Annotated in this window: 17 protein-coding genes and 1 tRNA gene; 1 reads left to right on the top strand and 17 read right to left on the bottom strand. The window is 58.2% G+C overall.

The features are described 5' to 3' along the window. Positions 1–94 precede the first annotated feature (94 nt). The 13 genes from ACOZ42_RS15385 to ACOZ42_RS15325 form a co-directional block, all read right to left on the bottom strand. The gene (locus ACOZ42_RS15385; RefSeq protein ID WP_003805495.1) at positions 95–1,585 is read right to left on the bottom strand and encodes a nucleobase:cation symporter-2 family protein; all 1,491 of its coding nucleotides are present in this window, start codon (positions 1,583–1,585) and stop codon (positions 95–97) included. 1,364 nt (positions 1,586–2,949) lie between these two features. Further along, positions 2,950–4,521 (bottom strand): glucose-6-phosphate isomerase, encoded by a 1,572-nt coding sequence (gene pgi, locus ACOZ42_RS15380; RefSeq protein ID WP_426345341.1) that lies wholly within the window; start codon positions 4,519–4,521, stop codon positions 2,950–2,952. 89 nt (positions 4,522–4,610) lie between these two features. Continuing rightward, positions 4,611–5,621: an FAD:protein FMN transferase gene (locus ACOZ42_RS15375; RefSeq protein WP_059318170.1), complete on the bottom strand. Its 1,011-nt coding sequence runs from the start codon at positions 5,619–5,621 to the stop codon at positions 4,611–4,613. 32 nt (positions 5,622–5,653) lie between these two features. After that, positions 5,654–6,169, bottom strand: a complete 516-nt coding sequence (locus ACOZ42_RS15370; RefSeq protein WP_003805094.1) for a nitrous oxide reductase accessory protein NosL — start codon at positions 6,167–6,169, stop codon at positions 5,654–5,656. Beyond that, entirely contained in the window at positions 6,166–6,996 is an 831-nt protein-coding gene (locus ACOZ42_RS15365) for an ABC transporter permease (RefSeq protein WP_003805092.1), read from the bottom strand. Before ACOZ42_RS15365 ends, ACOZ42_RS15370 begins: the two co-directional genes overlap by 4 nt. A gap of 3 nt (positions 6,997–6,999) precedes the next feature. Then, positions 7,000–7,911 (bottom strand): ABC transporter ATP-binding protein, encoded by a 912-nt coding sequence (locus ACOZ42_RS15360; protein ID WP_059318172.1) that lies wholly within the window; start codon positions 7,909–7,911, stop codon positions 7,000–7,002. After that, positions 7,895–9,235, bottom strand: a complete 1,341-nt coding sequence (locus tag ACOZ42_RS15355; protein WP_080585009.1) for a nitrous oxide reductase family maturation protein NosD — start codon at positions 9,233–9,235, stop codon at positions 7,895–7,897. Before ACOZ42_RS15355 ends, ACOZ42_RS15360 begins: the two co-directional genes overlap by 17 nt. A 7-nt stretch (positions 9,236–9,242) precedes the next feature. Next, a complete protein-coding gene (nosZ, locus tag ACOZ42_RS15350) occupies positions 9,243–11,147 on the bottom strand; it encodes a TAT-dependent nitrous-oxide reductase (RefSeq protein ID WP_426345340.1) in 1,905 nt (634 codons plus the stop codon). A 62-nt stretch (positions 11,148–11,209) separates the two neighbouring features. Beyond that, the gene (locus tag ACOZ42_RS15345; protein WP_426345339.1) at positions 11,210–13,471 is read right to left on the bottom strand and encodes a 4Fe-4S binding protein; all 2,262 of its coding nucleotides are present in this window, start codon (positions 13,469–13,471) and stop codon (positions 11,210–11,212) included. Between the two features lie 172 nt (positions 13,472–13,643). Beyond that, positions 13,644–14,738, bottom strand: coding sequence for a tRNA 2-selenouridine(34) synthase MnmH (gene mnmH / locus ACOZ42_RS15340; RefSeq protein ID WP_426345338.1), 1,095 nt, complete (start codon positions 14,736–14,738; stop codon positions 13,644–13,646). Further along, entirely contained in the window at positions 14,738–15,772 is a 1,035-nt protein-coding gene (gene selD / locus ACOZ42_RS15335; RefSeq protein WP_240209476.1) for a selenide, water dikinase SelD, read from the bottom strand. The genes mnmH and selD overlap by 1 nt, the downstream gene beginning before the upstream one ends. A gap of 70 nt (positions 15,773–15,842) precedes the next feature. After that, positions 15,843–16,931, bottom strand: coding sequence for a hypothetical protein (locus tag ACOZ42_RS15330; RefSeq protein WP_003805079.1), 1,089 nt, complete (start codon positions 16,929–16,931; stop codon positions 15,843–15,845). 174 nt (positions 16,932–17,105) lie between these two features. Then, complete coding sequence (locus tag ACOZ42_RS15325; RefSeq protein WP_426345337.1) at positions 17,106–19,088, bottom strand: ligand-gated channel protein; 1,983 nt, start codon at positions 19,086–19,088, stop codon at positions 17,106–17,108. Positions 19,089–19,617: 529 nt separating this feature from the next. On the opposite strand from ACOZ42_RS15325, the gene ACOZ42_RS15320 reads away from it, so the two are divergent. Beyond that, positions 19,618–20,400, top strand: coding sequence for an aldolase (locus ACOZ42_RS15320; protein WP_301606040.1), 783 nt, complete (start codon positions 19,618–19,620; stop codon positions 20,398–20,400). A gap of 64 nt (positions 20,401–20,464) precedes the next feature. Here ACOZ42_RS15320 and ACOZ42_RS15315 read toward each other — a convergent pair. The 4 genes from ACOZ42_RS15315 to fdhE form a co-directional block, all read right to left on the bottom strand. Further along, a tRNA-Sec gene (locus ACOZ42_RS15315) sits at positions 20,465–20,560 on the bottom strand. Between the two features lie 87 nt (positions 20,561–20,647). Then, positions 20,648–22,567, bottom strand: coding sequence for a selenocysteine-specific translation elongation factor (selB, locus tag ACOZ42_RS15310; protein ID WP_426345336.1), 1,920 nt, complete (start codon positions 22,565–22,567; stop codon positions 20,648–20,650). Further along, complete coding sequence (gene selA, locus ACOZ42_RS15305) at positions 22,564–23,982, bottom strand: L-seryl-tRNA(Sec) selenium transferase (protein WP_426345860.1); 1,419 nt, start codon at positions 23,980–23,982, stop codon at positions 22,564–22,566. The genes selB and selA overlap by 4 nt, the downstream gene beginning before the upstream one ends. Positions 23,983–24,066: 84 nt before the next feature. Continuing rightward, positions 24,067–24,993 carry a formate dehydrogenase accessory protein FdhE gene (fdhE, locus tag ACOZ42_RS15300; RefSeq protein WP_059318177.1) on the bottom strand — a complete coding sequence of 309 codons (927 nt, stop codon included), beginning with the start codon at positions 24,991–24,993 and terminating at the stop codon, positions 24,067–24,069. Between the last annotated feature and the right edge of the window lie 35 nt (positions 24,994–25,028).

Raw genomic sequence — 25,028 nt, 5'->3', positions numbered from 1 at the left:
TGGCCCCCAGACCCAGGGCACCTGTGTCGATCAAACCGGCCTGTTTTTCATCATGACAACAAACAGGCCGGTTTTCAATCATGCCGGGCGTTAACTACGCTTCGGCGTGTTTGGCGGCTTCTACCGCTGCGTGGGTGTCTTCTTTGGCGCCATTAAAGAACAGGTTTAGTAAAACGGCGGCCATCGAGGTCAGCAAAATACCCGATTCGATCAGCGGATGGATGGCGTGGGGCATCCACTGCATGTAATTGGGCGCCACCAGCGGGATCATGCCCACGCCAATCGAGATGGCGACAATCATGGAGTTGTTGCGGTTGGTCTTGTAGTCCACGCCGGACAGAATACGGATGCCGGTGGCGGTGACCATACCGAACATCACAATGCCGGCACCGCCCAGAACCACGGTAGGCAAGGATTCCACCAGGGCGGCCATCTTGGGCAGCAGGCCCAGAATAATCAGAATCACGCCGCCTGCCACGCACACAAAGCGACTGCGCACACCCGTTACGGCGACCAGACCCACGTTCTGCGAGAAGCTGGAGTAGGGGAAGGTATTGAAGATACCGCCCAGCAAGGTGCCCAGACCATCGGTACGCAGACCACGCGCCAGATCCTTCTGATCCACCTTCTTGCCCGTCATGTCGCTCAGCGCCAGGAACATGCCGGTCGATTCAATCAGCACCACAATCATGACCAGGGTCATGGTCGCAATGTGCAAAATGTTGAACTTGGGCATGCCAAAGTGAAACGGCAGAACCAGATCAACCCAGGCCGCGTTGGCCACTTTTTCGTAAGTCATGATGCCCATGGCCGAGGCCACAACCGCGCCAATGACAATACCCAGCAAGACAGCCACGTTAGCCAGAAAGCCTTTTGCGAATTTGGCAATCAACAGAATCGATGTCAGTACGATGGCCGCAATGCCCAGACCTGTCAGGTTGGCGTAGCGGGGGTTGGGAACGGTGGCTTTCAAGGCCAGTCCTTCCGGGGGCGGTGGCAGGGCGGAGCCGGGCATGGCGGCAGCGGATTGGGCGTGCTGTATCCAGGCCAGATGGTCGGGGTTGATGACGCTGGGCGCAGTCGGGCCGACAGGATTGCCGAAAATCCAGTTGATGCCCACACGCATCAGCGTAATGCCGATCATAGCAATAATCGTGCCAGTGACCACCGGCGGGAAAAAACGCAGCATCCGGCTCACGGCAGGGGCAATGATCATGGTGATGATCCCGGCCCCGATGACGGTGCCAAACAGCATTTGAGCGCCCTCATGACCGGGGTTGGACTGGGCCATGGACACCATGGGACCCACGGCAGCGAAGGTAACGCCCATCATGACAGGCAGCTTGATGCCAAAGTACTGCGTAAAACCCATCGATTGAATGATGGATACGATGCCGCAGACAAACAGGTCTGCGGCGATCAGGATAGATACTTCTTCAGACGACAGATTCAAAGCCCGGCCCACAATTAGTGGAACCGCGACGGCACCGGCGTACATTACCAAAACGTGCTGCAGGCCCAATGCAGCCAGCCTGCCATTCGGTAATCGTTCGTCGACGGGTGCGGTGGTCGCGTTCGTACCCATGAGATGTCTCCAGAGTGGATTAATTATTAGATGTAGCCATCTCAATGTAACGGCGTGCGACAGGCGCGCCATAAGACAATTCGTATAGCGCCTAGGCGAACCAGCCTATAGATGAGGGATAACCCCGAAAAAAAACGCCCTGATTCGGGCGTTTTTGTACAGGCTAAGGGAAAACACTGCTTTGGTCACATATTGTCAGGCGCAAGCCCGCAATCCTTGTTGCGCGGCCATGGTAAAGGTATTGCACCCGTCACGAGGCGGTCGAGTTTGTATCAAAAATGAGTACATTGGATACGACTGGTTGGTTTTATCTGGTCTGAGCCGTTGTTCTACAGTCACACCGAGGCCGAGTCTATAAGCCGCCTGACAGGCTTCGGCGCCGAGTAATTTGAGAAAATTATACACTCTGAAATTGACAAGCCTTGTTCCTGTTGCTAAGTTTTTTTAGCGGAATTCAAGTCCTCGTTTTCACTCGTACAGTGTTCTGGAGTATATGGCGTTCCCGTCATTGCTGTAAAATCAGTAGATTTTAAAAATCCTTCAAAGCGGTTGTGTTAACAACTAGTAAACCGGGAGCAGCCCGTTAAACCGTTTACGACTATCATTCCGGATACGTGGTCTATCTTCTTCAAGATCATATTTTTTGCTTCTGGGACCGCAACTATGTCCCTTTGCATAGGGTTGTACGTTTTCTCAGCTGACGCGAAAATCCAAACTGTCATGAGTAAGAATAATGAACGGTTTTTTTGATCTGCTTCAGTCTACAAAGCCGAACGTAGCCGGTTTATTTAGCATATGCTTCGATTGTGTGTTGGACTGACAAAGAGGCGTCAGCATTGGCTCATCGCTAGATAAATATGTCGCTTGACTGCACTCGATTCTGTGATTTCCATTGAGTGCAGATAGAGTGCTAAAAAAGTGCGTGTTCAGACATGGGGAAAATGCTGATAAGTTGTTGAAGCTAGCTTGTTGGGGATGCAGATTGCCTACCTTGAAGCCAGTTAGTTGCTGTCTAATGATCGTTACAATTGACGGGATAACACATCCCCCCGGTTGAGTTAATACCTGCAATAGTTGCATGGTCATCAAAGGCGATCCAGAGCCGGTTCCATAACTTACGATATCCCGTATAGTGAAAAATTAACGCCGCAGTGTGTATGGCACCAGTGCCGTCTGGAATGCCGTAATCATTAATTGGATGAGTTTGCAATGAGGATTCGGGGCTTAGTAAATATGGCCGACCCGCCATATGCAAATTCGCGAGTTGCTCACTTCAGGCTTGTGTTAGCTCGATGACCCTAGCATCCAGCTTTTTATACATAGTCTCAACAGGACCTAGGGCGCAGATAGGACAGTGAGCAAGGTTAACTCTTGAAAGTCTCTATCCAATGCCGGGTAGACGCATCATGGGTGGCAGAGATCTCTTTTTCCCCAGACAGCTCCTGCAAAATCCCATTGGCCAATACTTTGCCGTATTCCACGCCCCACTGATCGAAGGGATTGATACCCCAGATCAGGGCCTGCACGAAAATCTTGTGTTCGTACAAGGCCAGCAAGGCGCCCAGTGAGAACGGGTTCAGACGCGGCAGCACGATCAGCGTGTTGGGGCGTCCGCCCGAGTGGACACGGTGGTGGGCAAGCTCGGCGGCCTGTTCGCCCAGGCCCTGCTGCTCGCATTCGGCCAGGGCCTGTTCGTAGGTTTTGCCGCGCATCAGCGCCTCGCGCTGGGCCAGACAATTGGCCAACAACAGATGATGGTGCTCGGCCTGATGGTGATCCGCCTGCTGGCACACAATAAAGTCAACGGGAGCGCCGTCGCTGCCCTGGTGCAGCCACTGGTAAAAGGTGTGCTGCGCGTCGGTTCCTGCCAGACCCCAGACGGCTGCGCCCGTGGCGACGCCTACGGGCTCTCCGCCGGTGGTGACGGATTTGCCCAGGGACTCCATATCCAATTGCTGGATGTAGGGGACCAGATTGCCAAGGCGAAAATCGTAGGGCGAAATATTCAGTGAGCCATAGCCCAGTACACTGCGATTGACCACCCCCGCCAGAGCCATTTGCACGGGCACGTTGGAGGCAATGGGGGCTTCCTGGAAATGTTGATCCATGGCAGCCGCGCCTGACAGCATCCCGGCCACCACATCACTGCTGACGGCCAGGGCAGTGGTCAGACTGACGGCAGACCAGAGTGAGAAGCGCCCACCAACCCAATCCCAGAACTGAAAGATTTGTTTTTGCGGCACGCCCCAGCGTGCGGCGGTGTCCGGACGGGCGGTAACGGCCACAATCTGCTCATAGGGGTTGGCGACGCCGGCAGCCTGCAGCCATTCCAGGGCGCGTTGCCCGTTTTTCAAGGTCTCTGTGGTGGTGAAGGATTTGGAGGCAATGACAATCAGGGTGTCATGCGGGTCCATGCCCGATAGGGCATGTTCTAGCGCATGGCCATCGATATTGGCCAGAAAGCGCACATTGCGCCAGCTGTGACGATAGCCAAAGGCAGCCAAGGACAGCCGCACGCCCCAGTCGCTGCCGCCAATGCCGATATGGATGATGTTGCGCCAGCGGCGCTCGGAGTCAGCGACACGCACGAATTCGTTCATGCGTTCACGTTCCTTGGCCACGTCTGCGATGGGGGCAGGGGCGCGTAGGGCGCTATGCCAGGCGGCGCGCTGCTCGGTATTGTTGACGATGCCACCGCTCAGCAATTGTGTGCGAGCCTGATCGAAATGGCGGGCGGCCAGTAGTGCGGCTCCGGCCGCCTGTAGTTCTGGCGAGTGCCGTTGCCCACTCAAGTCCACTTGCAGGCCCGCTGCCTTCAGGCAGTGCAGGTCCAGTGCGTAGCGATCGGATTGACGCGCCGCCTCACAAAACCCGGTCCATTCTGGCAGACCGGGCAAAGGGGCAGCAGAGGGAAGGCTTGGACAGTTCACGGACATGGGGATTAGGCCTGCGGTAGACGAAACCGCCATTGTACGAGGCTTTGTCGGGCTTGAGCGCCCCCTGGTAAGCGGGTTTGACGGGGTGTTTACGAATGGATCGGCATCAGATGTTTGCCATCATAGGGTAGGACCCATGCCTGCAAACCGGGGTCGCTGGCCAGAACCCGCGCAATCGCTGGGGGCGACATCCATGAGAACGCCGTGGACAAGGCATCGGCAATGGTGGCGTTGCCCGCCACGACCGAGACACTGCGATACAAGGGTCGAGCCTGTCCATTGGCCGGGTTGAACAGATGAGTGACAGAGCCATCACGGCTCAGTGCGGTTCCCGCGCCCGACGAAGTGCTGACGGCCTGATTGCGTACGTCCAGATTCAAGAGGCGGGTTGGCTCTGCCGGGTCCCCTGTCAGACCAACCCGCCAGGGACGATTGCCCGGAGCCAGGCCGACGCTGCGTATCTCTCCCATGTCGATCAGGGCGTGTTCCAGCCCTGCCTGTTTGAGCTGCTCGGTGATGCGGTCGGTAATATAGCCTTGGGCAATACCGTTCAGGGTTAAGGCCATGCCTGGCCGCTGCAGCCAGATGGAGTCCTCCTGAATAAGTATGGCCTGGTGGCCGACTTGTTGCAGTGTCTGACTGATCTGGGCTGCGTCTGGGACAGCCGCCTGATTGCCCTTGCCTTGGGCCGCTTGGCTATACAGTTCCCAGAGTACTTGCACCGTCGGGTCAAAAGCCCCGTCGGTCAGCGCGCTAAGTCGTTGTGATTCCTGTAGCAGACGCGTCAGATCGCCGGGCGCTTGCTTCAGGTAGCCGTCCCGGTTCAGACGCCGCAGGGCGCTATCTTCCTGGTACAGGCTGAAGATTCGTTCCAGACGGCGGACTTCGGACAGGGCCTGCTCGATCAGTGCCTGCGCGAACACAGGGTCAGGGTGATGGATATGCAGTTGCGCATCGGCACCCAACGCCACCCCTTGCCAGGAACGAAGCGGGGCGGCTGGGGCTTGCATCGCTTTTGCTGCCCAGGGCAGGCCGCTCAGGGCGCTGGTGGCGGCCACAATGCCGATAAAACGACGACGGGAAACAGGAGTAGAAGTCATGACAGATACCGGGGGTCAGCAAGAGGGGCGTTTCAAGGCAGTGCAACGGCACCAAAGATGTAGTTCTCGGGCATATCGGCAAAGCGAACCAGTTGGCCGCCATGCTGTTGCTGGAAACTCCTGGCGGCCTGCTCCTGGCTAAAGGGCAGGGCATCAATGGTGCCCATGCCGCCGGTGTAGCGGCTGTGGATCAGATACCAGGCCTCCTGGGCCGGTATCCAGGCCTGTTCGGGAAACTGGCCGTTTGGTTCGCGCTGGGCCATGTCCTGCACATAAGTGGCGGCGATGGCTTTGGACTCTTCAGGCAGCAAGGTGTAGGCAAAGACTTCGCGGATGGTGGTGAACCACAGTGGTGCTTCGCGCTCCCGCAGAAGTATTTGTCCTTTGGGGCCTTGATGTTCGAACAGATACATGCCGCAGTAGTGACCCACGGCGGTTTGGGGAATCTGCACGACCGGTGGCGGCGGGGCCTGGACGGTTTCGGGCTGACCGCAGGCGGTCAGCAATACGCTCAGGCACGCCAGCAGGAAAGTGCGCAGTTTTTTCATAGTGCTTTTCTTTTAAAGACCAGGCTCGCCAGAGCAAAAGGCACGGCGATCCAGAGGAGCAGAACGCTCATCAACAGGCTGGCTGGCAGGCGTGCCTGTTCGCTCAGGCCTGCCATGCCCGCAAACATGGCGACGTTCTCATAGCCGGTCAGGTTCAGCAGGCGGTAGACATCCGTGGGGTTGAACAGCAAGATGATGTTCAGCCAGGAGGCCGTGATCACGGCCCCTTGGTCGGCCACCAGAACACCGAGCAGCGCCATGTCATAAATCACCACGAAAAACAGCCAGATGCCGATGGCCAGCCCGGCTGCGGTGGCCCGCTCCCGAACCAGGGTGCTGATGAAGTAGCCCATGGACAGGAAGCTGGCGCCAAGCAGAATGCTGGCGCCCATCATGGCCAGAAATGGCGTCCAGACGCTGAAGTCCAGACCACCATGGGCAAGTTGCAAGGTCAGACCCGCCAGGCCGTAGCCCACGACGGTAGACAGGCTCAGGATCAGGGCATGACCCAGAAATTTGCCCACCAGTACCTGCCAGCGATGGACCGGGTAGCTGAGCAGCAAGGACAGGGTGCCGCGTTCGATCTCCCCGACAATGGCATCGTAGGACAGCAGCATGGCGATGAGCGGGATCAGGAAAATAGACAGACTGGACAGGCTGACCACCGTCACAGTCAACGGGTCGACCTTGACGCTGCCGGTGGGGGCGCTGCCCAGAAAGCCGAGCGACAAGGCCAGGGTGGCCAGCAAGAGGGTGACTGCCAGTACCCAGCGGTTGCGCAGCCCGTCGCGCACTTCCTTTTGGATGATGATCAGGACAGGGTTCATGGCTCAGTAATCCTCGCGCTTTAAAAAGTGCGCATAAAGCTCGTCCAAACCGGGGGACTCCAGCTCCAGATCCTTCAAGCCAGGCAGGGTGTGCGCCTCACGCAGGATCTGGATTTTTTCCGCTTCAGTGCAATGACGCTCCAGGCGGTTTGTGCCTATGGGTTTCCAGTGCGGTGGCACAGGGTCCGGTATGCGTTCCACGGTCAGGCGAATGCGTACCGGCAAGCCGGCATGCTGGCGCAGGTCGGACAAGGTGCCGTCTGCAATTTTGCGGCCCTGCTGCATCACGATGATGCGATCGGCCAGTCGTTCCATTTCTGCCAGCGCGTGGGTGCTGAGCAGGATGGTGGCGCCGGCGTCACGCAGTTCTTGCACGATCTCGTAAAACAGCAGCCGGGAGGCGGGGTCCAGGCCGGTGGTGGGCTCGTCCAGCAGCAGCACGCGTGGCTTGCCCAGCAGGGTTTGGGCCAGGGCCAGTCGTTGGCGCATGCCCTTGGAATACGTGCCCACGCGTTTGTGTGCGGCCTGAGCAATGCCGACCCGTGCCAGCAAAGGCTGATTGTCCTGGATAGGCAGTCCTTTGAGTCGGGCGTAAAAGGCCAGGGTTTCGGTGCCAGTCAGGGCGGGGTGCAGGGCGACGGTTTCGGGCAAGTAGCCGATATGGGCACGCAGCCTGGCCGCCTGAGAAGAGCTGGCATCGTGCTCCAGCAAGGTGACCTTGCCTTCATCGGCACGGATCAGGCCCAGGATCAGCTTGATGACGGTACTTTTCCCCGCGCCATTATGACCCGCCAGCACCGTGCATTGGCCGGGGTAAAGCTCGAAGTTCACCGCGTTGGTAGCGCGCTGCTGGCCATACAGTTTGCTGACATTGGACAGCGAGACAGGGGCCGGGCGGTTATTGGATGGAGTCATGATGGGCCTTGTAGCGCTCCCAGACGGGATTGTCGGGCGCACGCATCAGCGGTGCGCTGTCGATAATGCCGCCGGGCAAAATGGCAGGAAATTGGGTTTGGGCCCAGCGCACAATAGACACGGCAGGGCTGTTTAACAGTACGCGGGCAGACGGTGCACGCCAGACCAGTTGCTCAATCAGGCCATTGGGGCGATAGGCGGTATCACCGATGCCATCACCGTTCAGGTCAAAGGCGCTGTGATCGCTCCAGTAATTGCCCCGGCCCTTGCTGGACCATTCCAGGTAGCGGGTGCCCACATACTTCACCTGATTCTGGTTCTGGATGAAGGCATTTTCCGTGATCTCATTGCCTTCGGAGCCGGCGGTGTAATGCACCCCGATCTGGGTGTTCTGAATCAGGTTGCCAGAGATCTTGTTGAAGTTGGCGTTGTAGAGAAAAACGCCTTTTTCGGCCCCGTCCACGACATTGTCGATAATGGTCGATTGCTGGGCAGCATTGAGCATCAGGCCTTGATGCGTGCTGTCGATGCTGATGTTGTCCCGTACGGTCAGGAACTGCGAGAACATCAGGGCGTAGGCAATGTCGTTGCCAATGGAGACATTGCCGCTGACTTCGCTGTTATTGGTGTACATGTAGTGCACCGCATAGCGCAGCTGGGTAAAGCGGTTATGACTAAAAACGTTGTTGCGGCTGGTATTGGAAAAGATCCCGTCGCGACCCCAGGAAATGTCGTTGTTCAAAATGCGTGAGCCTGGTGAGTTCCACACGGTGACGCCATTGCCGCGTTCGTTCAGGCGCAGTTCTTGGTTGCCCACGATGGTATTGCCCTGGACCAGGGCCTGATGTGGTCCCCAGACGTAGACCCCCACCAGATTGTCGAGAATGTCGTTGTTTTCGATCAGGGCGTGATGGGCGGGCTTATCCAGAAAGATGCCCGCATCCATATCCGGCAGACTCAGCCCCGAGTTTTTTACGGTGATCTGTCGTATTGTCACGTTTTCCGCCTGTACCCAGACCGTGCGTCCTTCACGCTCGCCCATCACCACGGCTTGCCGGTTGTCGGGGCCTTGCAGCGTCAACGGCTTGTTCACGATGATATTGCCGTGATAAGTGCCGGCGGCCAGCATCAAGGTGTCGCCGGGAACGGCGGCGTCAATGACGCTTTGCAGCGCGGCGGTGGCGGGCACCTCGATGATGGCGGCCTGGGCAGCCAGACCACCGGTCGCAAGGACCAGGGCCGTGAGCAGCGTCAGGGGCCGCTGCAGCCCCCAGGCTGGGCGCACGCATCGTGCACGGAAGGGAAGAAGGCGGAAAGGTGTCATGTCACCGTCAGGCTTTGGGTTTCACGTTCATCTGACCGGACATTTCCATGTGCAAGGCGTGGCAGAACCACTGGCAGTAGTACCAGTGCACGCCGGGGCGGGAGGCGGTAAAGGTGACCGAGCTGGTTTGCTGCGGCCCGATTTCCATGGCTACGCCATAGCCGGACAAGGTAAAGCCGTGTGTCAGGTCTTCGATCATCTCCATATTGGTGACCACAACGGTGACCTCATCGCCTTGGTTGACCTCAAAGCTCGGCACCGAGAACACGGGCGCAACAGCCGTCATGTAGACACGGACCTTGTTGCCGTCACGGATAACTTTGGAAGCACCTTCCAGGGTGACGCCATCTTTTTCGGCCATTTTGCGTGCGCTGTTCCACCAGGGATCATCGCGGGTCCAGACACGCTTGGGGCGTACCTTGCCAGCGGCGACCAGCAGCATGTCGTGCGGTTCGGCAAAGCTGGGGCCGTCGTGTACCAGTTTCATGACGTCGCCCGAGATGTCGATCAGCTGATCGTTTTCGGGCTTGAGCGGCCCGACGTTCAAGAAGCGGTCTTTGGAGAACTTGTTGAGTGACACCAGCCACTTGCCATCGGCCTCTTTGGTCTCGCCCATGGTGGTGTGGTTGTGACCCGGCTGGTAATGCACGTCCAGCTTCTGAATGATGGGGTCCACATCCTTGCCCTGGAAGGCTTCAATCGCCTTGGCCATGTTCCATTTGACGATCTGACTGTCGATGAACAAGGTGGTGTAGGCGTTGCCGCGACCATCAAAGGCGGTGTGCAGCGGGCCCAGACCGAGTTGGGGCTCTGCCACCACGCAATCGCGGGGCTTGATCTTGTCGGCGAACAAATCATCCAGGCGACGCACGTCAATCATGGTGACGGTGGGCGAGAGTTTGCCGTTGAAGACTACGTGGATGCCGTCGGGGCTGGCGTTGCAGCCGTGTGGCGAATTGGGCACGGGGATATAGCGGGTGTAGCGCGAGCCTTTGCGACCATCCAGCACTTTGACGCCCTGCATTTCCTTGAAGTCGCCTTTCTTGACGCCGTCTTCAATGGCTTTCAGGTTGAACACCACGGCCCAGTCCTGCTCGTTGGCGCTCATCTCGCCTACATCTATTCCCTTTTCGGAGTTGTAGCAGGTGGAGAACGCGTACTTGCCCTGATAGTCGGCGTCGCAATTGTCCAGGTTGCCGTCCACGATCACCTGCCAGGCGATTTCCATGGTGTCGCCATCAATGGCGGTAAACACCGAGAAGTAGTTTTCTTTGGGGTTGCCAAAGATTGTGCCGTTATTGGGCAGGGGGACAATGTGCTCGCCGTTGCAGAACACATAGCCGGTGCGTGGGTAGCGTTGGGGTCGCAGGCCGTGGATACCGTCGGCATTGGGAATCTCAATGATCTTGTCGCACTTCATGACATCGCAGCGCACGCGAGCCACGCGGTTGTTGGCCTTGTCATTGATGTAGATGAAGCGCCCGTCATAGGTCCCGTCGGTAAAGGACATGTGAGGGTGGTGAGCATCGCCGTTGGGCAGGATGCCGCCCAGGGAGTCTGCAAACGCCAGGGTTTCAGGCGTCAGATTGGCGCGCATGATCTGGCGGCTTTCGTTGGTAATCCCCCAGCCGGTGGCACTGCAAATATTGAAGATCGGGATGCGCATCAGTTCGCGCATGGAGGGCAGACCCATGATGCGGATCTCGCCGGACTGACCACCGGAGTTAAAGGCGTAGTACTGGTCCAGCTCGCCCGGCTCAATATGGGCGCTTTGCCCGTTCGGCGCCTTTTTGGTATCGGCCAAGGCATTGCCAATGTGGGTGGCGCTGACCACAGCAGCGCCGGATAAGGCGGCAGTGCCCAAAAAGGCGCGGCGGCTCAAACCCTGTTTATCCTGCTTGTTCTCGGACATGGTGTGATTTTCCTTGTGTGTGATGACGTGACCGACTTGGCGCTGGGGCGCGCCCAGGCGTCTCACGGCGTGGCGGGGGTGGAATCGGTACTGTCTACGCTGCGTGGACGCACGGTAGGGCGGGCAGCAGCATCGTCTTGCAGCGAGCTGGCAACGGCAACGGGGGCCGGTTTATCTCGCTTGCGCTTGGCGATCTTTTGAATCAGGTGCGGGCATTTTTTCTCGTGGTGATACAGCATCTGGCAATTCAGACACTGGATACATTCGTTGGGGTTGATGGGGCCTTCGGGCTCGATGGCTTGTACGGGACAGTCGGTCGCACAGCGCTGACAGGGGTTGCCACACATGGGGTAGCGACGCAGCCAGTCAAAAATGCGCAGGCGGGCGGGGATGGCCAGGGCAGCGCCCAGGGCACAGAGATAGCGGCAGTAAAAACGCTCGATGAACAGGCTGGCAATCAGCAGCAGTACGGCAAAGATCGTGAAGGGCCAGTCGCGGATGAATTTCAGGATGATGGCGGTCTTGAAGGGTTCGACTTCGGCCATCTTTTCGGCCACGGCCATGTCGTACAGGGCAAAGCCAAACAGCAGAATGAAGGTCACGTACTTGATGGCTACCAGCCGTTTATGGGCGCTGTAGGCCACCTTGATCTGGGGAATGCGCAGGAAGCGGGCCAGCTTGTTGGCCAGCTCTTGCAGTGCTCCGAAAGGACAGAGCCAGCCACAGAAGGCGCCCCGGTTCCAGAAAATCAGGGAAATGGCGGTAGCAATCCACAGAATGAAGACCAGTGGATCCATCAGGAAGTATTCCCAGCGGAAATCGGTGCGCAGGGCGTGGGAGAACGTCAGTACATTCACCACGGACAATTGGGCCGAGGCGTACCAGCCAATCCAGACCAGGGAGAACAGCAGAAAGCCAATACGAAAGCGTCGGTAGAACACCTCGTGTTTTGTCAGCGTGTCCTGGAAGAAGAAGACTCCGCCCAAGGTCAGCAAAGACACCAGCAGCACGGCAATTTGTACCTTCTTGCCAGCCCAGATTTGCTTGTACAGGGGGGCGCTGGCTGTTTCCTGTTCCTCCGGTGGGGCCGCCTCAGGGGCGGCTGCAGGGGCAGCGGGCGCAGGGGCTGTCAAATAGGCATCAGGAAGCTGGTAATTGAGGTTCAGGGTGACAAAGGCTTTGTCTTTGACACTCAGGACGCGCTGCACCAGCAATTGCAAGCGCCAGGGCAGAACCGGATCAAAGGTGGCGGTGGCAGGGATCTTGAACAGGGCGGCTTCTTTGAAATCCGGAGCGCCTGCGGCTTTCACGCCGGGCAGACGTTGGTGATCCAGGTCGGTGAAGTGAAAGCTGTCCAGATCCTGCACGATTTCGATGCGGTCAAAGATACCGCCACGTACATAACCCGATCCTTTGAAGGAATACAGGCCATTACCTAACACCAGCATGGCCTGCTGGCCGGGTTTCAATTCTTGTTGCAGATAGTTGTAATCGGCCTCTCCCAGCAGGCTTTGACCGATGCTGGGCACGCTTACCAGGGCAACGTACAAATCGATAAAGGTGTCTTGCGGGTCGCCCTCCTGGGGGTGGGCAGCGGCCTCGCTGCGGCCGCTGTCCTTAAAGGCCTGGTTGATATCGGCCACACTGACATGCAGGCCTTGGACAGCGCCGCTTTGGAGCAGCTCGTCCCAGCTGGACAGGGTGTGGTTGCGGGTGTCTATGCTGCGTTTGACGGTGGCCTGCGCCACGGCGGGAGCGGCAGGCTGGCCTATGCCTTCTTGCCGGCCGAGCAGTTGGGAGGAGCGCATGATGCTGTCGCCCACCACCATCAGGGTCACGGTAGCGCCACTGATGATGTCAACAGGAGGCGGTGCGCCCGGTTTAGGCCGGTTCTTGATGTAGTTCTGGCCGATATAGCCTTGAATGAACGCCTCTACCCGGGACTCGGGGATGCCGATCAAGACAATGGGTTCGTGGTGTTCCAGCAGTCTGGCAGCGACGATGCTGCCTTCCATGTCCAGAGCAACCAGGGTATCGATGGGAAAGCTGGAGTAGCCGCGGGTGTTGACGATATCGGTCGTCACATACACATACCCTAGTTGTTCCTGATCCTTAAAGACTTTGGATACAGGCAGCTTGCCTTCCGGCTCGCTGGCATGTGTGGCGGCGGGGAAAATCTCATTGAGGGCAATGTCCGGCAGAAAATGGGCAATGCGCGAAGTGGAGTGGGCTGCGGGACTGCTTAAACAGGCGGCCAGAACAAAGAGAAGGAGCCACAGCGTGCGCAACTGGACATGCCGGACCAAGCATTTGAGGGACTTCATTTCGTACCACCTGCAACAAGATTCTTGCAAGATGGTAGGGGTTACCCTTTGTTTACTCGTTGTGTCAGCGCAAGGACAGATTCTGACAAGCGTGGGCGCAGGCCCCGCTCAGGCTACCTGCGCTTGCGTGAAAGGATGGACGGCCTTGCTGTGGACGGGGCGGGCGCCTGGATCAGGCCGGGTGACGCAAATAATTCAGCACTGCCTCGGCGTCGCCCTGAAAAATGACGCGCTCGCCTTTCTGTTGGCGTTGATAACTGTACATAGGGTCGTAATATTGCGTCAGCAAGCCGCCAATCCAATCGCGGTGCCCATCCAGTGCGCCACTGCGTTCCTGCTCTTGCAAGGCAGCGTCCATGATGGCGGAGAGCTGCTGGTAGCGTTGATGCCCCAGTCGTTTGGTGATGCGCGACAGGCTTTGGCGCAACTGCGCCGCAAACAGGGCAAAGCCCGTTTGCGGGTCGTGTTCTTGGGTGAACTCGGCATGCAGGTTCTGAACATAGTCGCGCACAATGCGCGTGATCCGGTTTTCCAGGCTGTCTTCCAGCCAGATGATCGGCCAGTGCTGCATCCCGCGATACAGGCTGAGCGGCAGGCTGCAACGTCCTATGGTTTGACTTTCATCTTCCAGTACAAAGCGCTGATGTCCTTGGTTTGTCTTTTTCAGCATGGCGATGGACAGACGATGTTCAAAGTCGATCTGACTGGGCTGGCCGGTGGCATGTTTGCCAAAGCTGGAGCCCCGATGATGCGCATAGCCTTCAAGGTCCAGGCTGTGTTCAAGCTGTAGCAGCACATCGGTCTTGCCGGTGCCTGTCATGCCGCCCAGTACCTGGAACTGGGCCTTGCTGACGGTTTGTTCCAGATTGTTCAGTAAAAAGCCGCGCATGGCTTTATAGCCCCCTACCACACGGGGGTAGAGGATGCCTGCCTCTTCGCGTAGCCAGGTTTGTGTGATCTGGCTACGCAGGCCGCCCCGAAAGCAATAGAGGTAGCCTTCAGGGTGCGTCTGTGCAAACTGCACCCAGGCTTGCAGACGGGCTGCTTTAATGGAACCGCTGACCAGTTTGTTACCCAGGGCGATGGCCGCTTGCTGACCATGCTGCTTGTAGCAAATCCCGACTTGATGACGTTCCTCATCGTTCATCAGGGGCAGGTTCAGTGCGCCGGGAAAGGCCCCTTTGCTAAATTCGACCGGAGCGCGAGCGTCCATCAAAGGTACATCATTCAGGAACAGCTCGCGGTAGTCGTGGGTGTCAGGGCGCATCAAGCAATTTCAACAGCGTAGGTGTTGGCGGGGATGAATTCCCCGATGGCGTCCAGTTTCAAACCCAGTTCGGCCGCCATGGTCATGAATTCGGCAGTGGCAGAAGGCTCCACAGCGATCAGCAACCCACCGCTGGTTTGCGGATCGCACAGAATGTTGATCTGGTCCTGGCTGATGGGGGCAATGCGGTGGCCGTAGCTGTCAAAGTTACGTTGGGTTCCGCCGGGGACGCAGCCTTGTTCCAGATAGTATTCAATGCCGGGCAACAAAGGGACGCGGTCCAGATTCAAACGGGCAGTCAGGCCGCTGCCATCGGCCATTTCAATCAGGTGACCCAGCAGACCAAAGCCCGTTACGTCCGTCATGGCTTTCACGCCGGCCAGTTGGGCAAAGCGGCTACCGGGCTTGTTCAGCGTACACATCCAGTCGCGAGCCAGATTCTGGTCTTCGGGGCGCAGCTTGGCCTTTTTTTCGGCTGTGGTCAGAACACCGATGCCCAAAGGCTTGGTCAGATAAAGCTGACAGCCCTCGGTAGCGGTGTCGTTGCGCTTTAACTGTGCTTTATCCACGACGCCTGTAACGGCCAGACCAAAAATAGGTTCGGGCGCGTCAATGGAGTGGCCCCCCGCCAGGGCAATGCCGGCAGCATCGCAGGCGGCGCGTCCGCCACGCACCACTTCGCGCGCGATTTCCGGAGACAGGACGTTGATGGGCCAGCCCAGAATCGCAATCGCCATGATCGGCTTGCCACCCATGGCATAGATATCGCTGATGGCGTTGGTAGCGGCGATGCGCCCGAAGTCGTACGGGTCATCCACGATGGGCATGAAAAAATCAGTGGTCGAGACGACGCCTGTTTCCTCGTTCAGGCCGTACACGGCGGCATCATCGCGGGAGGTATTGCCCACCCACAGATTCGGGTCCAGATTCTGGGCGCCACTGCCGGCCAGGATAATGTCCAGTACCTTGGGAGAGATCTTGCAGCCGCAACCGGCTCCATGGCTGTATTGGGTCAGACGAACGGGGGTATCCATGAGCACGCACCAGGAAATAGGTTGAAGGTGAAATGATACTAAATTGCCTGTGGGTCCTGCAGGCTTTTAGCTAGGGGAAGGGGAGCGGACGGACACGCTGCGCGAGCTGGTCGGTGGCCACCCATTGAGCAAACTGCTCGCCCAGGCGCTGGCTTTGTTCCACCGAGTTTTGCCAAGCCTGACGCCGGTCTGCATCCGATAAACGCTTGTAGTCGGACCGGCTGGGAATTTTGCACTCGTTCAGCCGCTGATAAAAGCGGGGTGTGGGACAGAGCAAAACCAGCTTGTCCAGGCTATGTGGCCGACGTGCCTTTTGCCAGCGTGGCAGGTATTTGTCGAACCAGCTGGCACTGATGTTCTGGGTGAAATGGGGAAACAGGCTCAGGCCGGGGCCCTCCAGATCCAGTGCGCAAAAGTTGTAATCGACCAGACCGCCATCCCGGTAGAGCCCGGCAGGCCAGTTGTGAGCGGCATCCACCCCGTCAATCACAAGTGGTATCGCGGTGCTGGCTGCCAGGGTCTCGAACAGATTGTGTTCGTCCAGCGCGGCATAGCGAGCCTGTTTTCGATGCTTGTCCTCAATCGGCAAGGGGCTGCGGGTGTCATGCACAATGACCCGCTCAAAAAACCAGTGAGGGATGGCAGGATGGACATAGTTTCCGACCATGCAGCCCAGCAAGGCTGCGCCGAGCTGCCTGGGGTTCCGAGAGCTGGCCCAGCCTTTGCTGCGTGCAACGGTGATGGCAAAGCGATAACGTGGGTGGTTCAGGATGGCCGCCTGGGCGTCCGCGTTCCCCAGCAAGGTTCGGAGCATGCCCTGCGTCGAGCGCGTAATGTCCGCCACGGTGGATTGGGGCATAAACGGGCTGTGTATGTAAAGCTGGGCAAAGTCCGCAAAGGCTTTGTAGGGATCGTTCTGGGCGGCGCAGGCAAAGCGCCAGGAGGCAATCGAGCTGCCAAACAGCCAGAGCGGCTCGTCATGAGTGTTGAGCCAGTCTCCAAACAGATACTGATCCAGCCCGGTCAGTGCCAGGGCCTTGGGCCCTCCGGCGCTGCCAATCAGCGTGCTGATGTCTTTGGCATGCAAGCCATGGTTTTGAATGTGACGATAGGCGTGAGGGCCAGCATAGATCGCAAGATCAGGCTCGACGGACGACAAGGTCAGCTCCCGACTGTGGTGACTCAGGCGCCAGAAAACTGGCGAACAAGGCTTTAGTCTAGCGCTGTTGGGGCGCAAGGAAGCGCTTATCTGTCGGGTAAGAGGTGCGAATGCCGTGGAGAAATAAAAATGGCCGGCACCCGAGGTGCCGGCCATTGGCGGGGGGCAAGGTTTTTAGAAACGCAGGCCTACGCCCAGCCAGTAACGGCGGCCATCTTCCACGTAGCTGTAGTCTTCATAACGGACTTGTTTATCCAGTACGTTGTAGATGCCTGCGTACAGGTCTACGTTCTTGTTCAGCTTGTAGGTGCCGCCCAAGTCCACGAAGGTATAGGACGGAGCGCGTGTGCTGGAAGAGGAAGCCGAGCTGACTGGCTCGCTTTCTTTGCCACGGTAGTTCACGCGTGCCCATGTGCTGATCTTCTCGGTCGGGCGCCAGTCCAGGCTGACATTGGCCATGTGTTTGGGCATCTGATTCAGAGGCTGACCTTCGTTAGGACCGCTCTTTTGCTTGGAGTCGGTGTAGGTATAGTTGGCCTTCAAGGTCCAGTCCTTGGCCAGATCCCACGTGAAATTGGTTTCAATGCCGCGAGTGACCGCCTTGTCCACGTTTTCGTAGGTGGTTGGGTTGGAACCAAACTGGTTGGGACCGTCAGTGCATTTGGTGCTCGGGCACGACACGCGGGTGATCTTGTCCTTGAAGTCGTTGTTGAACAGGGTCACGCCGGCAGAAAAGCCTTCCAGCGTGTCATACATCACCCCAAATTCCTGGGACAGCGATTTTTCTGGCTTCAGATCAGGATTGCCGTACATATTGCCACCGCGGCTGACCTGGCCCCAACCGGGGATGGTTTGCCGCAAGTCGGGGGCACGAAAGCCTGTGGACACCCCGCCTTTGATCGTCCAGTTGTCGGTGGCCGACCACACACCATAAATACGAGGGCTGACGTGCTTGCCAAAGTTTTCGTCGTGGTCGTAGCGCAGGCCGCCAGTCAGGGCAAAGCGGTTGGTCAGGCTCCACTCATCTTCCATGAACAGCGCCCACTGGGTGCGTTTGATGCGGCTGATGCCCGTGGTGAGCTGGTTACCGGTTTCATCGTTCAGCTTCTGATGCTGGTAAGAAGCACCGATAGTCAGCAAATGATCCCCCAATGGAGCGACCCAGGCGGTACGTGCATCGGTGTTTTTGATGCGCATATCCCGTGACTTGTTGTTGAAGTCTTCCTGCTGCACGTAGGTGTCGGACGTGGCAAAGCCCCAGTTGCCGTTGTGGGTCAAGGATACTTTTTCACCGCGGTAATCCGTTTCGGAGCTGGCGGGGCAGCCAAAGCGACCGCAAGCGGTACCCGGAGCCACGGGTTCGACGGTTTTACCCAGCGTGGAGTTGTATTTTTGACGCTTGCTGTTGCCTTCCAGCACAAAGCTGTGGTTGTCCGAAGGAGTCAGGCTCAGCTTGGCCCCGACTTCAAAGGACTCACGCTTGCGATAGCCGTTGTAGATATCGTCTTCTTGACGATTGGTCTGCTGACCATAGACTTGCAAACCCAGCAGGCCGTCTTTGATCGGCCCGCCCAGCATGAAGTTGCCTTGGAAGATATCGCCGGAGCGGCTATGCGATTGCAAGGTGCTGTCTAGGCGGACGGCTCCCCCCCATTGCTTGGGCACCTTGCGGGTAATGATGTTGATTACACCGCCCATGGCGTCGGAGCCATACAGTGAGGACATAGGGCCACGCACCACTTCGATACGTTCAATTTCGGTCAGGGGAGGGGTCCAGCCGCCTTCCACACCGGAAGAGTCCGAGTTGGTTCGTGTTTCGGTAGAGCTTTGGCGTTTGCCGTCGATGAGGATCAGCGTGTACTTGGAGCTCATGCCGCGAATCGTAATGTCACGACGGTCGCCACCGCCCGTCACAATCACACCGGGTACATCTGACAGGGCGTCGTAGGCATCGCGGTAAAACTTGTTTTCCAGGTCCTCGCGGGTAATGACGGTAATCGAAGCTGGAGCTTCTTTAATATCCTGCTCAAAGCCCGAAGCGGTTACGACAACAGGGCTAAGTTGAACGGGTGTGCTGTCTTGAGCAACTGCAACACTGGCAGCAAAAACGCTTGCCAGAACGAGCGGCAAGCGCTTTACGGTAAAGAGAGATTTCATTGACGACTTCCAATTTGTGTCTGTTTTTAGCGTGTGCTGCGGTTGCCTTGCTCTTACTGGCCGTATTCCCCGTACAGCGACATTAATGATACCCATTCTCATTTCCAAATCAAAAGCAAAATGCAGCATTGGTATTGAAAATGAGAATAATTGCTAAACGCGTTGCTGGGTTGCAACATAACTGTAACGTCAACGGCGGAAGGCGGAGAGCACCACGGTCAAGCGGTCAGCGTTGGCAGCCCGAAATCAGTCTTGAAAGCCTATGGTTCGTAAGGAAATAGGGTTTCCTGATTGACAGGATTTGGCTTTAAAGGAAACATGCTTGCTTGAAGAAGTAGTCAGAACAATTCCAAACAACACGCTCTTCATCTCGTGGATACGGCCCATGCTGTATCAGCCTTCACAGCAGTTCTTGGCCTGGGCCAGGATCGCCATCACTGAAGCGACTTCTTTTCAATTGCGCAGGGGCCTGGTTCAAGCACGAGGCTCTGTGTCTTTGGATGCTCCAGGCTGTTCACAAGGAATACTCATGACTACGACGATGGATTTGTCCAAATCAACGTTGATCGCTCGCGCGCAGGAACAGATGCAGGCTCAGTTTCAGGTTCCGGAACGCAGTGTTAAAGAAAAGTTGGCCCTGACCTGTCGAATTCTGTTTGACGGCGGTCATGACTCCGGCTTGGCTGGACAAATTACAGGGCGGGGCAAGCAGGAAGGTACCTATTTCACCCAGCAGCTAGGCTTGGGCTTCGATGAGATCAGTGTGTCCAATATTTTGCTGGTGGATGAGGACCTGAGGGTTCTGGAAGGGCAGGGCATGCCTAATCCGGCGAACCGCTTTCACTCCTGGGTGTATCGCGCACGACCCGACGTCAATTGCATTATCCATACCCATCCTTTGCATGTGGCGTCCTTATCCATGTTGGGCGTGCCTTTAGAAGTCTCTCATATGGATAACTGCACGTTGTACGAGGACTGTGCTTTCCTGAAAGACTGGCCTGGCGTGCCTGTCGGCAATGAAGAAGGGCAGATCATCTCCCAGGCCTTGGGTAACAAGCGTGCGATTTTGCTGGCGCATCACGGCATGTTGATTGCGGCCGGCTCCATCGAAGAAGCCTGTGTGCTGGCCTTGCAGTTCGAGCGTGCCGCGCGGATGCAGTTGCTGGCCATGTCTGCCGGGCAGATCAAGCCGATTCTTCCGGAGCTGGGGCGAGAGGCACATGACTGGATCTTGCGCCCTCGCCGGTCCGAGATTGGCTTCGAGTATTACGTGCGCAAGGCTTTAAAGCATCATGCCGATGCACTTGAGTAAAACCCAGGGGTGAATAGTCTTGGGGGCGTTCGAGATCGCAGGCAATCTCTCGCTCAAAGGCAGGTGGCGGAAAGCAGCAGGAGTCGAACCTACCTGGGAACGTCTGACGCCCCCAACCGGGTTTGAAGCCCGGCCGTGCCACCGGGCACGGATGCTTTCCTTCAAGAGGCCCTATCATACGTTAGGGCCGGTCAGGCTTCAACGATCGGGGAGCCGTCTGCTTCGGCACCCACTTCGCGCTTTTGGTTCAATCCGCTGCTGCCCAGGCCTCGCCTCGTAAAACATGGCGATCACGCACCCGTCGTGTATAGCCGATACGATCAAAAAACTCCAGAATCTGAATGGCCCGTTTGCGGCCCAATCCGGTTGCGTCCCGAAACTGGGCGGCGCTGACTCCTTGACCCGTGTGCAGTTCCTCGACGATGTGGGCCAGAGCCGCAATCTGACGACGGTGGTAGAACAGATCATGCACGACCTGAAACAGTTCGCCTTGGCGGACCAGTCGGCGCAGCACGTTGCGCGTCTGCTCCTCGGGCGCCTCGGTTTCTTTGGCCAGATCGCGTGTCCAGGGTGGATCGAAGCGGCCAGCGTCGATTAACGGCAGCAGGGCTGCGGCCAGGATTTGATCATCGGGACTGAGCGTGACGCGGTGCCCTGGGGTATGCAGCCAGGCACCCTGTCGAGCCAGGCGCTGTTCTGCCAGCAGATGCTCGCTTAAGAGTTGCCAGACCGCGTCGGGCATGGTGGGTGCCGCCATGCGGCGCAAGCGGCTGACGGACAGGCCCGGTTCGTCTGGATAGCGCTCATGAAACTGCAGCATCACGCTTTCTACGTGTTGGCAGAGCGCTTCCAGGCGTGCATCACCGAGCAAAATAGGCTGACTTTGTGGGCGGGGCCCGGTGTGCCAGCGGGCGTTTGCGGGAGCGATCAAGCGGTGCTGCGTTCCACCCGACAGACGTAGGAGCGTTGCTTCGTCCAAGCCGTAAGGTGCGTGGGCCAGCAGGCCTTCCAGTGGTCCGCCGCGCGCCCATTGTGCCAGGGCGTCCAGCCAGGACAGTCGTGTCGTAGAGCGTCGTTTGCGGTCTGGTGCATTCGGGTCCAGCACAATCCCACCACCGACTGTTTCGCTGGCCTGTGCGTTGCGCAAGATAAAGCGTTCACCGGTCATGGAGCAGATAGGTCGGTCAAAGACCAGTTGAATCTTAGCGGTCTGACCGGCTTGCAAAGCGTCGCCCTCCAAAGGCACGGCATGGGCTGTCAGGTGCGCGGCGCCCAGGTGCACATGCCAGGGCGACCAGGTACGCAAGGCGGGCATGTCCTTGTCCAGCAGGCTCAGTTCCACGTCGATACGTGTAGAAGGGATAAAACAGCGGGCGTCGGCCAGCCAGTCGCCACGCTCGATATCCTGCACATCGATCCCACCCAGGTTCAGGGCGCAACGCTGTCCGGCGCGGGCCTGGCGTGAGGCCCGGTTCTGAGCATGAATACTGCGTACCCGTACCGGCGTGCCGCGTGGCATCAGGTGCAGGTCCACCGGGGGGCCATCCAGATCCAGCGTACCGTCATGCACGGTGCCGGTCACTACTGTCCCGTGGCCCTGCAAGGTGAACACACGATCAATGGCCAGACGGAAATAACCTTGCCCTTCCTGCCGGGTCGATTGCATGGCCTGCGTATGCAGATGCTGGCGCAGCGCTTGCAGGCCGGGATGCTCCTCACTCAAGGCATCCACCACAAAGACAGGTGCCTGTTCCAGAAAGGTGCCGTGAGCAAGCGCTCGTAGTTCCGCCTTGACCGATTCAAGGCGAGCGGTATCGGCCCGATCGGCCTTGCTCAGTACGAGGGCTCCGGCATTCAAGCCCAGCAATTGCAGCACGGCCAGATGTTCGCGGGTCTGTGGCATGACACCATCATCTGCCGCCACGATCAGCAAGCCAAAATCAATGCCCGTGGCACCTGCAACCATGGTGTGTACCAGGCGCTCGTGGCCGGGCACATCAATAAAGCCCAGGATCTGGCCGTCGGGCAGAGGCGTGTAGGCATAGCCCAACTGGATGGAGATGCCGCGCTTTTTTTCTTCCTCCAGACGATCGGTATCCACGCCCGTCAAGGCGCGGATCAAAGTGGTTTTGCCGTGATCGATATGGCCTGCAGTACCAACAATCATGCTTGCTCGGGATTCAGTTGTGCGCTGAACAACGGTTCAGCGTGTTCTTCCAGGCAGCGCAGGTCCAGCCAGAAGGCATCTTGCGCAATGCGTCCGATGACGGGCTGGGGCAAACTGCGCAGGCGTTCTTCCAGTTGGGTCAGATGGCGGCCTGGACGGCCCGGCCCTTTGTAGGCAAAGCGCAGCCCGAAGCTGGGCAGCACATCTTCGGGCAACGCCCCGCTGCCAATCTGGCTCAACATGGCAGTGGGTTCGACAGCAAATTGTGTGCCCACCCATTGCTGCAGGACTGGTGCCAAACGCAGTGCCTGGGCGCGCATTTCAGCCGCAGGTCGGGTCAGCAGACGCAGGGTAGTCAGGTGCTCGGGCAAGCGCTCTGGCGAACGGTATAAGGCCAGCACGGGCTCCAGTGCTGCCAGCGTGATTTTGCCTACACGCAAGGCGCGTTTGAGCGGGTTCTTCTTGATCTTGGCGATCAGATCGGCGCGGCCTACGATCAGGCCTGCCTGTGGGCCACCCAACAGCTTGTCACCGCTGAAAGTCACGATATCGGCGCCCGCTTCGATGGTTTCGCGCACGGTAGGCTCGGGTGGCAGGCCCCATTGGCTTAAATCAACCAAGGTGCCACTGCCCAGATCGACGCTGGTGGGCAGGCCGTGCTTTTTGGCGATCTGTGCCACTTCCCTTACCGAAACGCTTTTGGTGAAACCTTTGACGGCGTAGTTGCTGCAATGCACCTTCATTAACATGGCGGTGCGCTCGTTGACGGCGTTGTCGTAATCGGCCGCATGGGTACGGTTGGTGGTGCCGACTTCATGTAAAAGCGCCCCGGCGCGTTTCATGATGTCGGGAATGCGAAAGGCTCCGCCAATTTCAACCAGCTCGCCGCGTGACACCACGGTTTCGCATTGGGGACTCAGGGTGCTGAGCATCAGTAGCACGGCAGCTGCATTATTGTTTACGACGGTAGCGGCCTCGGCGCCAGTCAGTTCGCACAGCAAGGTGCTGATCAGGTCATCACGGTCGCCTCGCCCCCCGGTTGCCAGATCAAATTCCAGATTGGCGGGTGAGCGCATGGCCTGGACAACGGCCTGAATGGCGTCCTCTGGCAACATGGCACGCCCCAGATTGGTGTGTAGCACGGTGCCGGTCAGATTAAAGACCGGGCGCAGCTTTAAGCGGGACTCTGCTTGCAACTGTGCTTGCAGGGCTTTGGCGAGCTGCGCGGGCTCCAGATCCTGGGAGCTTAGCGCACCCTTTAACACCGCTTCCCGCAGTGCCTGCAAATGACCGCGAGTGTGTTGACTGAGGCGGGAGTGGCCAAACTGGCGCAGCAAAGGCTGAAATTCTGACGAGCGCAGCAGGCGGTCCAGGGAGGGGATGTGGGCGGGGGAGAGTTCGGGAGTGGGGCTCATCATTCAAAGGCAGGCAAAGTCTGTGGGCAAGGTCTCTCGGCTACGCCTTGCGTGCACGACAGCAAGGCGTAGGGGAATCTTAGCTTAAGACTGCTGCCAAAGAAGGGGATTGCCGCTGGCACGGGAATAACCTGCTTCGCCCATCAAGACATCCAGAGCCAGACTGGCCAGATCATCGGCAACCGGGTCAATGCCCAGCTGTTTTTCCTGATAGAAGATTTTGCGGTAGGTGTGGCAGTTGTCACAGGACTCGGCCTTGATTCCTTCCGGGCCATCCTCGATCGCGTGGTAAGCCACGCCTTTGGTGCTTTCGCAGTGCGAGCAGGTGACTCGCACCAGATGCCATTCCACGCTGCAGCGAGGGCAACACATATAACGGCAACCGTCTTCACGACCACCGACACGCACCACACTGGATACGGGCAGGCTGCCGCATGACGGGCACACGCCAAAGGGGCTGGTGACCGACAGTTGGCCTTCGGTCAGCGAGCAGGCCAGGTGCGTCCAGTACACCTGCAAGGCGGCCATGACAAAAGGGGCCGCGGCGCCCTCTTGTTCCGGCAGTTGTTCGGCCAGAATCGCGTCAGCCAGGTCTTCCAGCTTTTGCGGATCGGACTGGGCTGCTTTCAGCAGGCCCTGGCAGACCTCTTGCGCGGGAGCGGGCACGTCCGGGTTCTGGATCATGTGATTGAGCAGGTTGCTCAAGATGCTGAGCCACTGCGGATCGCGCTTCCAGCCCGAGGCCAACAAGGGCGGCATGCCGTGCCGTTGGGCCGTTTCCAGCACATCAGCGGGCAGCTCAGTGGGGGAAAGGGCGCTTAGTTGCGTGTGCTGGCCGTCCACCAGGTGCGCCAGCAACTGCAGATAGGCGCCGACGGGGTTGTCGGCAGCCAGTTGACGCAGACGCGCCGCCCGGTCCGCAAAAACGCTGGCTCGCACAGGCAGGCGCAGTCGGGGGATGGAGGTGTGGTCCAGACTTTCAATTTCGCCGCGCGGAAGGATGCGTTGCAAGACAGACTCCTGAAAACAAGGCTGCCATGCCCGAA

Source organism: Alcaligenes sp. HNGD-HTN06 (assembly GCF_049932565.1).
Lineage (GTDB): Bacteria > Pseudomonadota > Gammaproteobacteria > Burkholderiales > Burkholderiaceae_B > Alcaligenes > Alcaligenes ammonioxydans.
The sequence above is the reverse complement of the archived record's forward strand: the minus strand, read 5'-3'. Positions and strand labels throughout refer to the sequence as shown.

Excerpts from the sequence above, each read along its gene's own strand:
- ACOZ42_RS15355 (WP_080585009.1), bottom strand. The coding sequence starts at position 9,235 with ATGACACCTTTCCGCCTTCTTCCCTTCCGTGCACGATGCGTGCGCCCA.
- ACOZ42_RS15365 (WP_003805092.1), bottom strand. The coding sequence starts at position 6,996 with ATGAACCCTGTCCTGATCATCATCCAAAAGGAAGTGCGCGACGGGCTG.
- nosZ (WP_426345340.1), bottom strand. The coding sequence starts at position 11,147 with ATGTCCGAGAACAAGCAGGATAAACAGGGTTTGAGCCGCCGCGCCTTT.
- pgi (WP_426345341.1), bottom strand. The coding sequence starts at position 4,521 with ATGTCCGTGAACTGTCCAAGCCTTCCCTCTGCTGCCCCTTTGCCCGGT.
- selA (WP_426345860.1), bottom strand. The coding sequence starts at position 23,982 with ATGAGCCCCACTCCCGAACTCTCCCCCGCCCACATCCCCTCCCTGGAC.
- ACOZ42_RS15345 (WP_426345339.1), bottom strand. The coding sequence starts at position 13,471 with ATGAAGTCCCTCAAATGCTTGGTCCGGCATGTCCAGTTGCGCACGCTG.
- ACOZ42_RS15375 (WP_059318170.1), bottom strand. The coding sequence starts at position 5,621 with ATGACTTCTACTCCTGTTTCCCGTCGTCGTTTTATCGGCATTGTGGCC.
- selB (WP_426345336.1), bottom strand. The coding sequence starts at position 22,567 with ATGATTGTTGGTACTGCAGGCCATATCGATCACGGCAAAACCACTTTG.
- ACOZ42_RS15360 (WP_059318172.1), bottom strand. The coding sequence starts at position 7,911 with ATGACTCCATCCAATAACCGCCCGGCCCCTGTCTCGCTGTCCAATGTC.
- ACOZ42_RS15370 (WP_003805094.1), bottom strand. The coding sequence starts at position 6,169 with ATGAAAAAACTGCGCACTTTCCTGCTGGCGTGCCTGAGCGTATTGCTG.
- ACOZ42_RS15325 (WP_426345337.1), bottom strand. The coding sequence starts at position 19,088 with ATGAAATCTCTCTTTACCGTAAAGCGCTTGCCGCTCGTTCTGGCAAGC.
- selD (WP_240209476.1), bottom strand. The coding sequence starts at position 15,772 with ATGGATACCCCCGTTCGTCTGACCCAATACAGCCATGGAGCCGGTTGC.
- ACOZ42_RS15385 (WP_003805495.1), bottom strand. The coding sequence starts at position 1,585 with ATGGGTACGAACGCGACCACCGCACCCGTCGACGAACGATTACCGAAT.
- ACOZ42_RS15320 (WP_301606040.1), top strand. The coding sequence starts at position 19,618 with ATGACTACGACGATGGATTTGTCCAAATCAACGTTGATCGCTCGCGCG.
- mnmH (WP_426345338.1), bottom strand. The coding sequence starts at position 14,738 with ATGCGCCCTGACACCCACGACTACCGCGAGCTGTTCCTGAATGATGTA.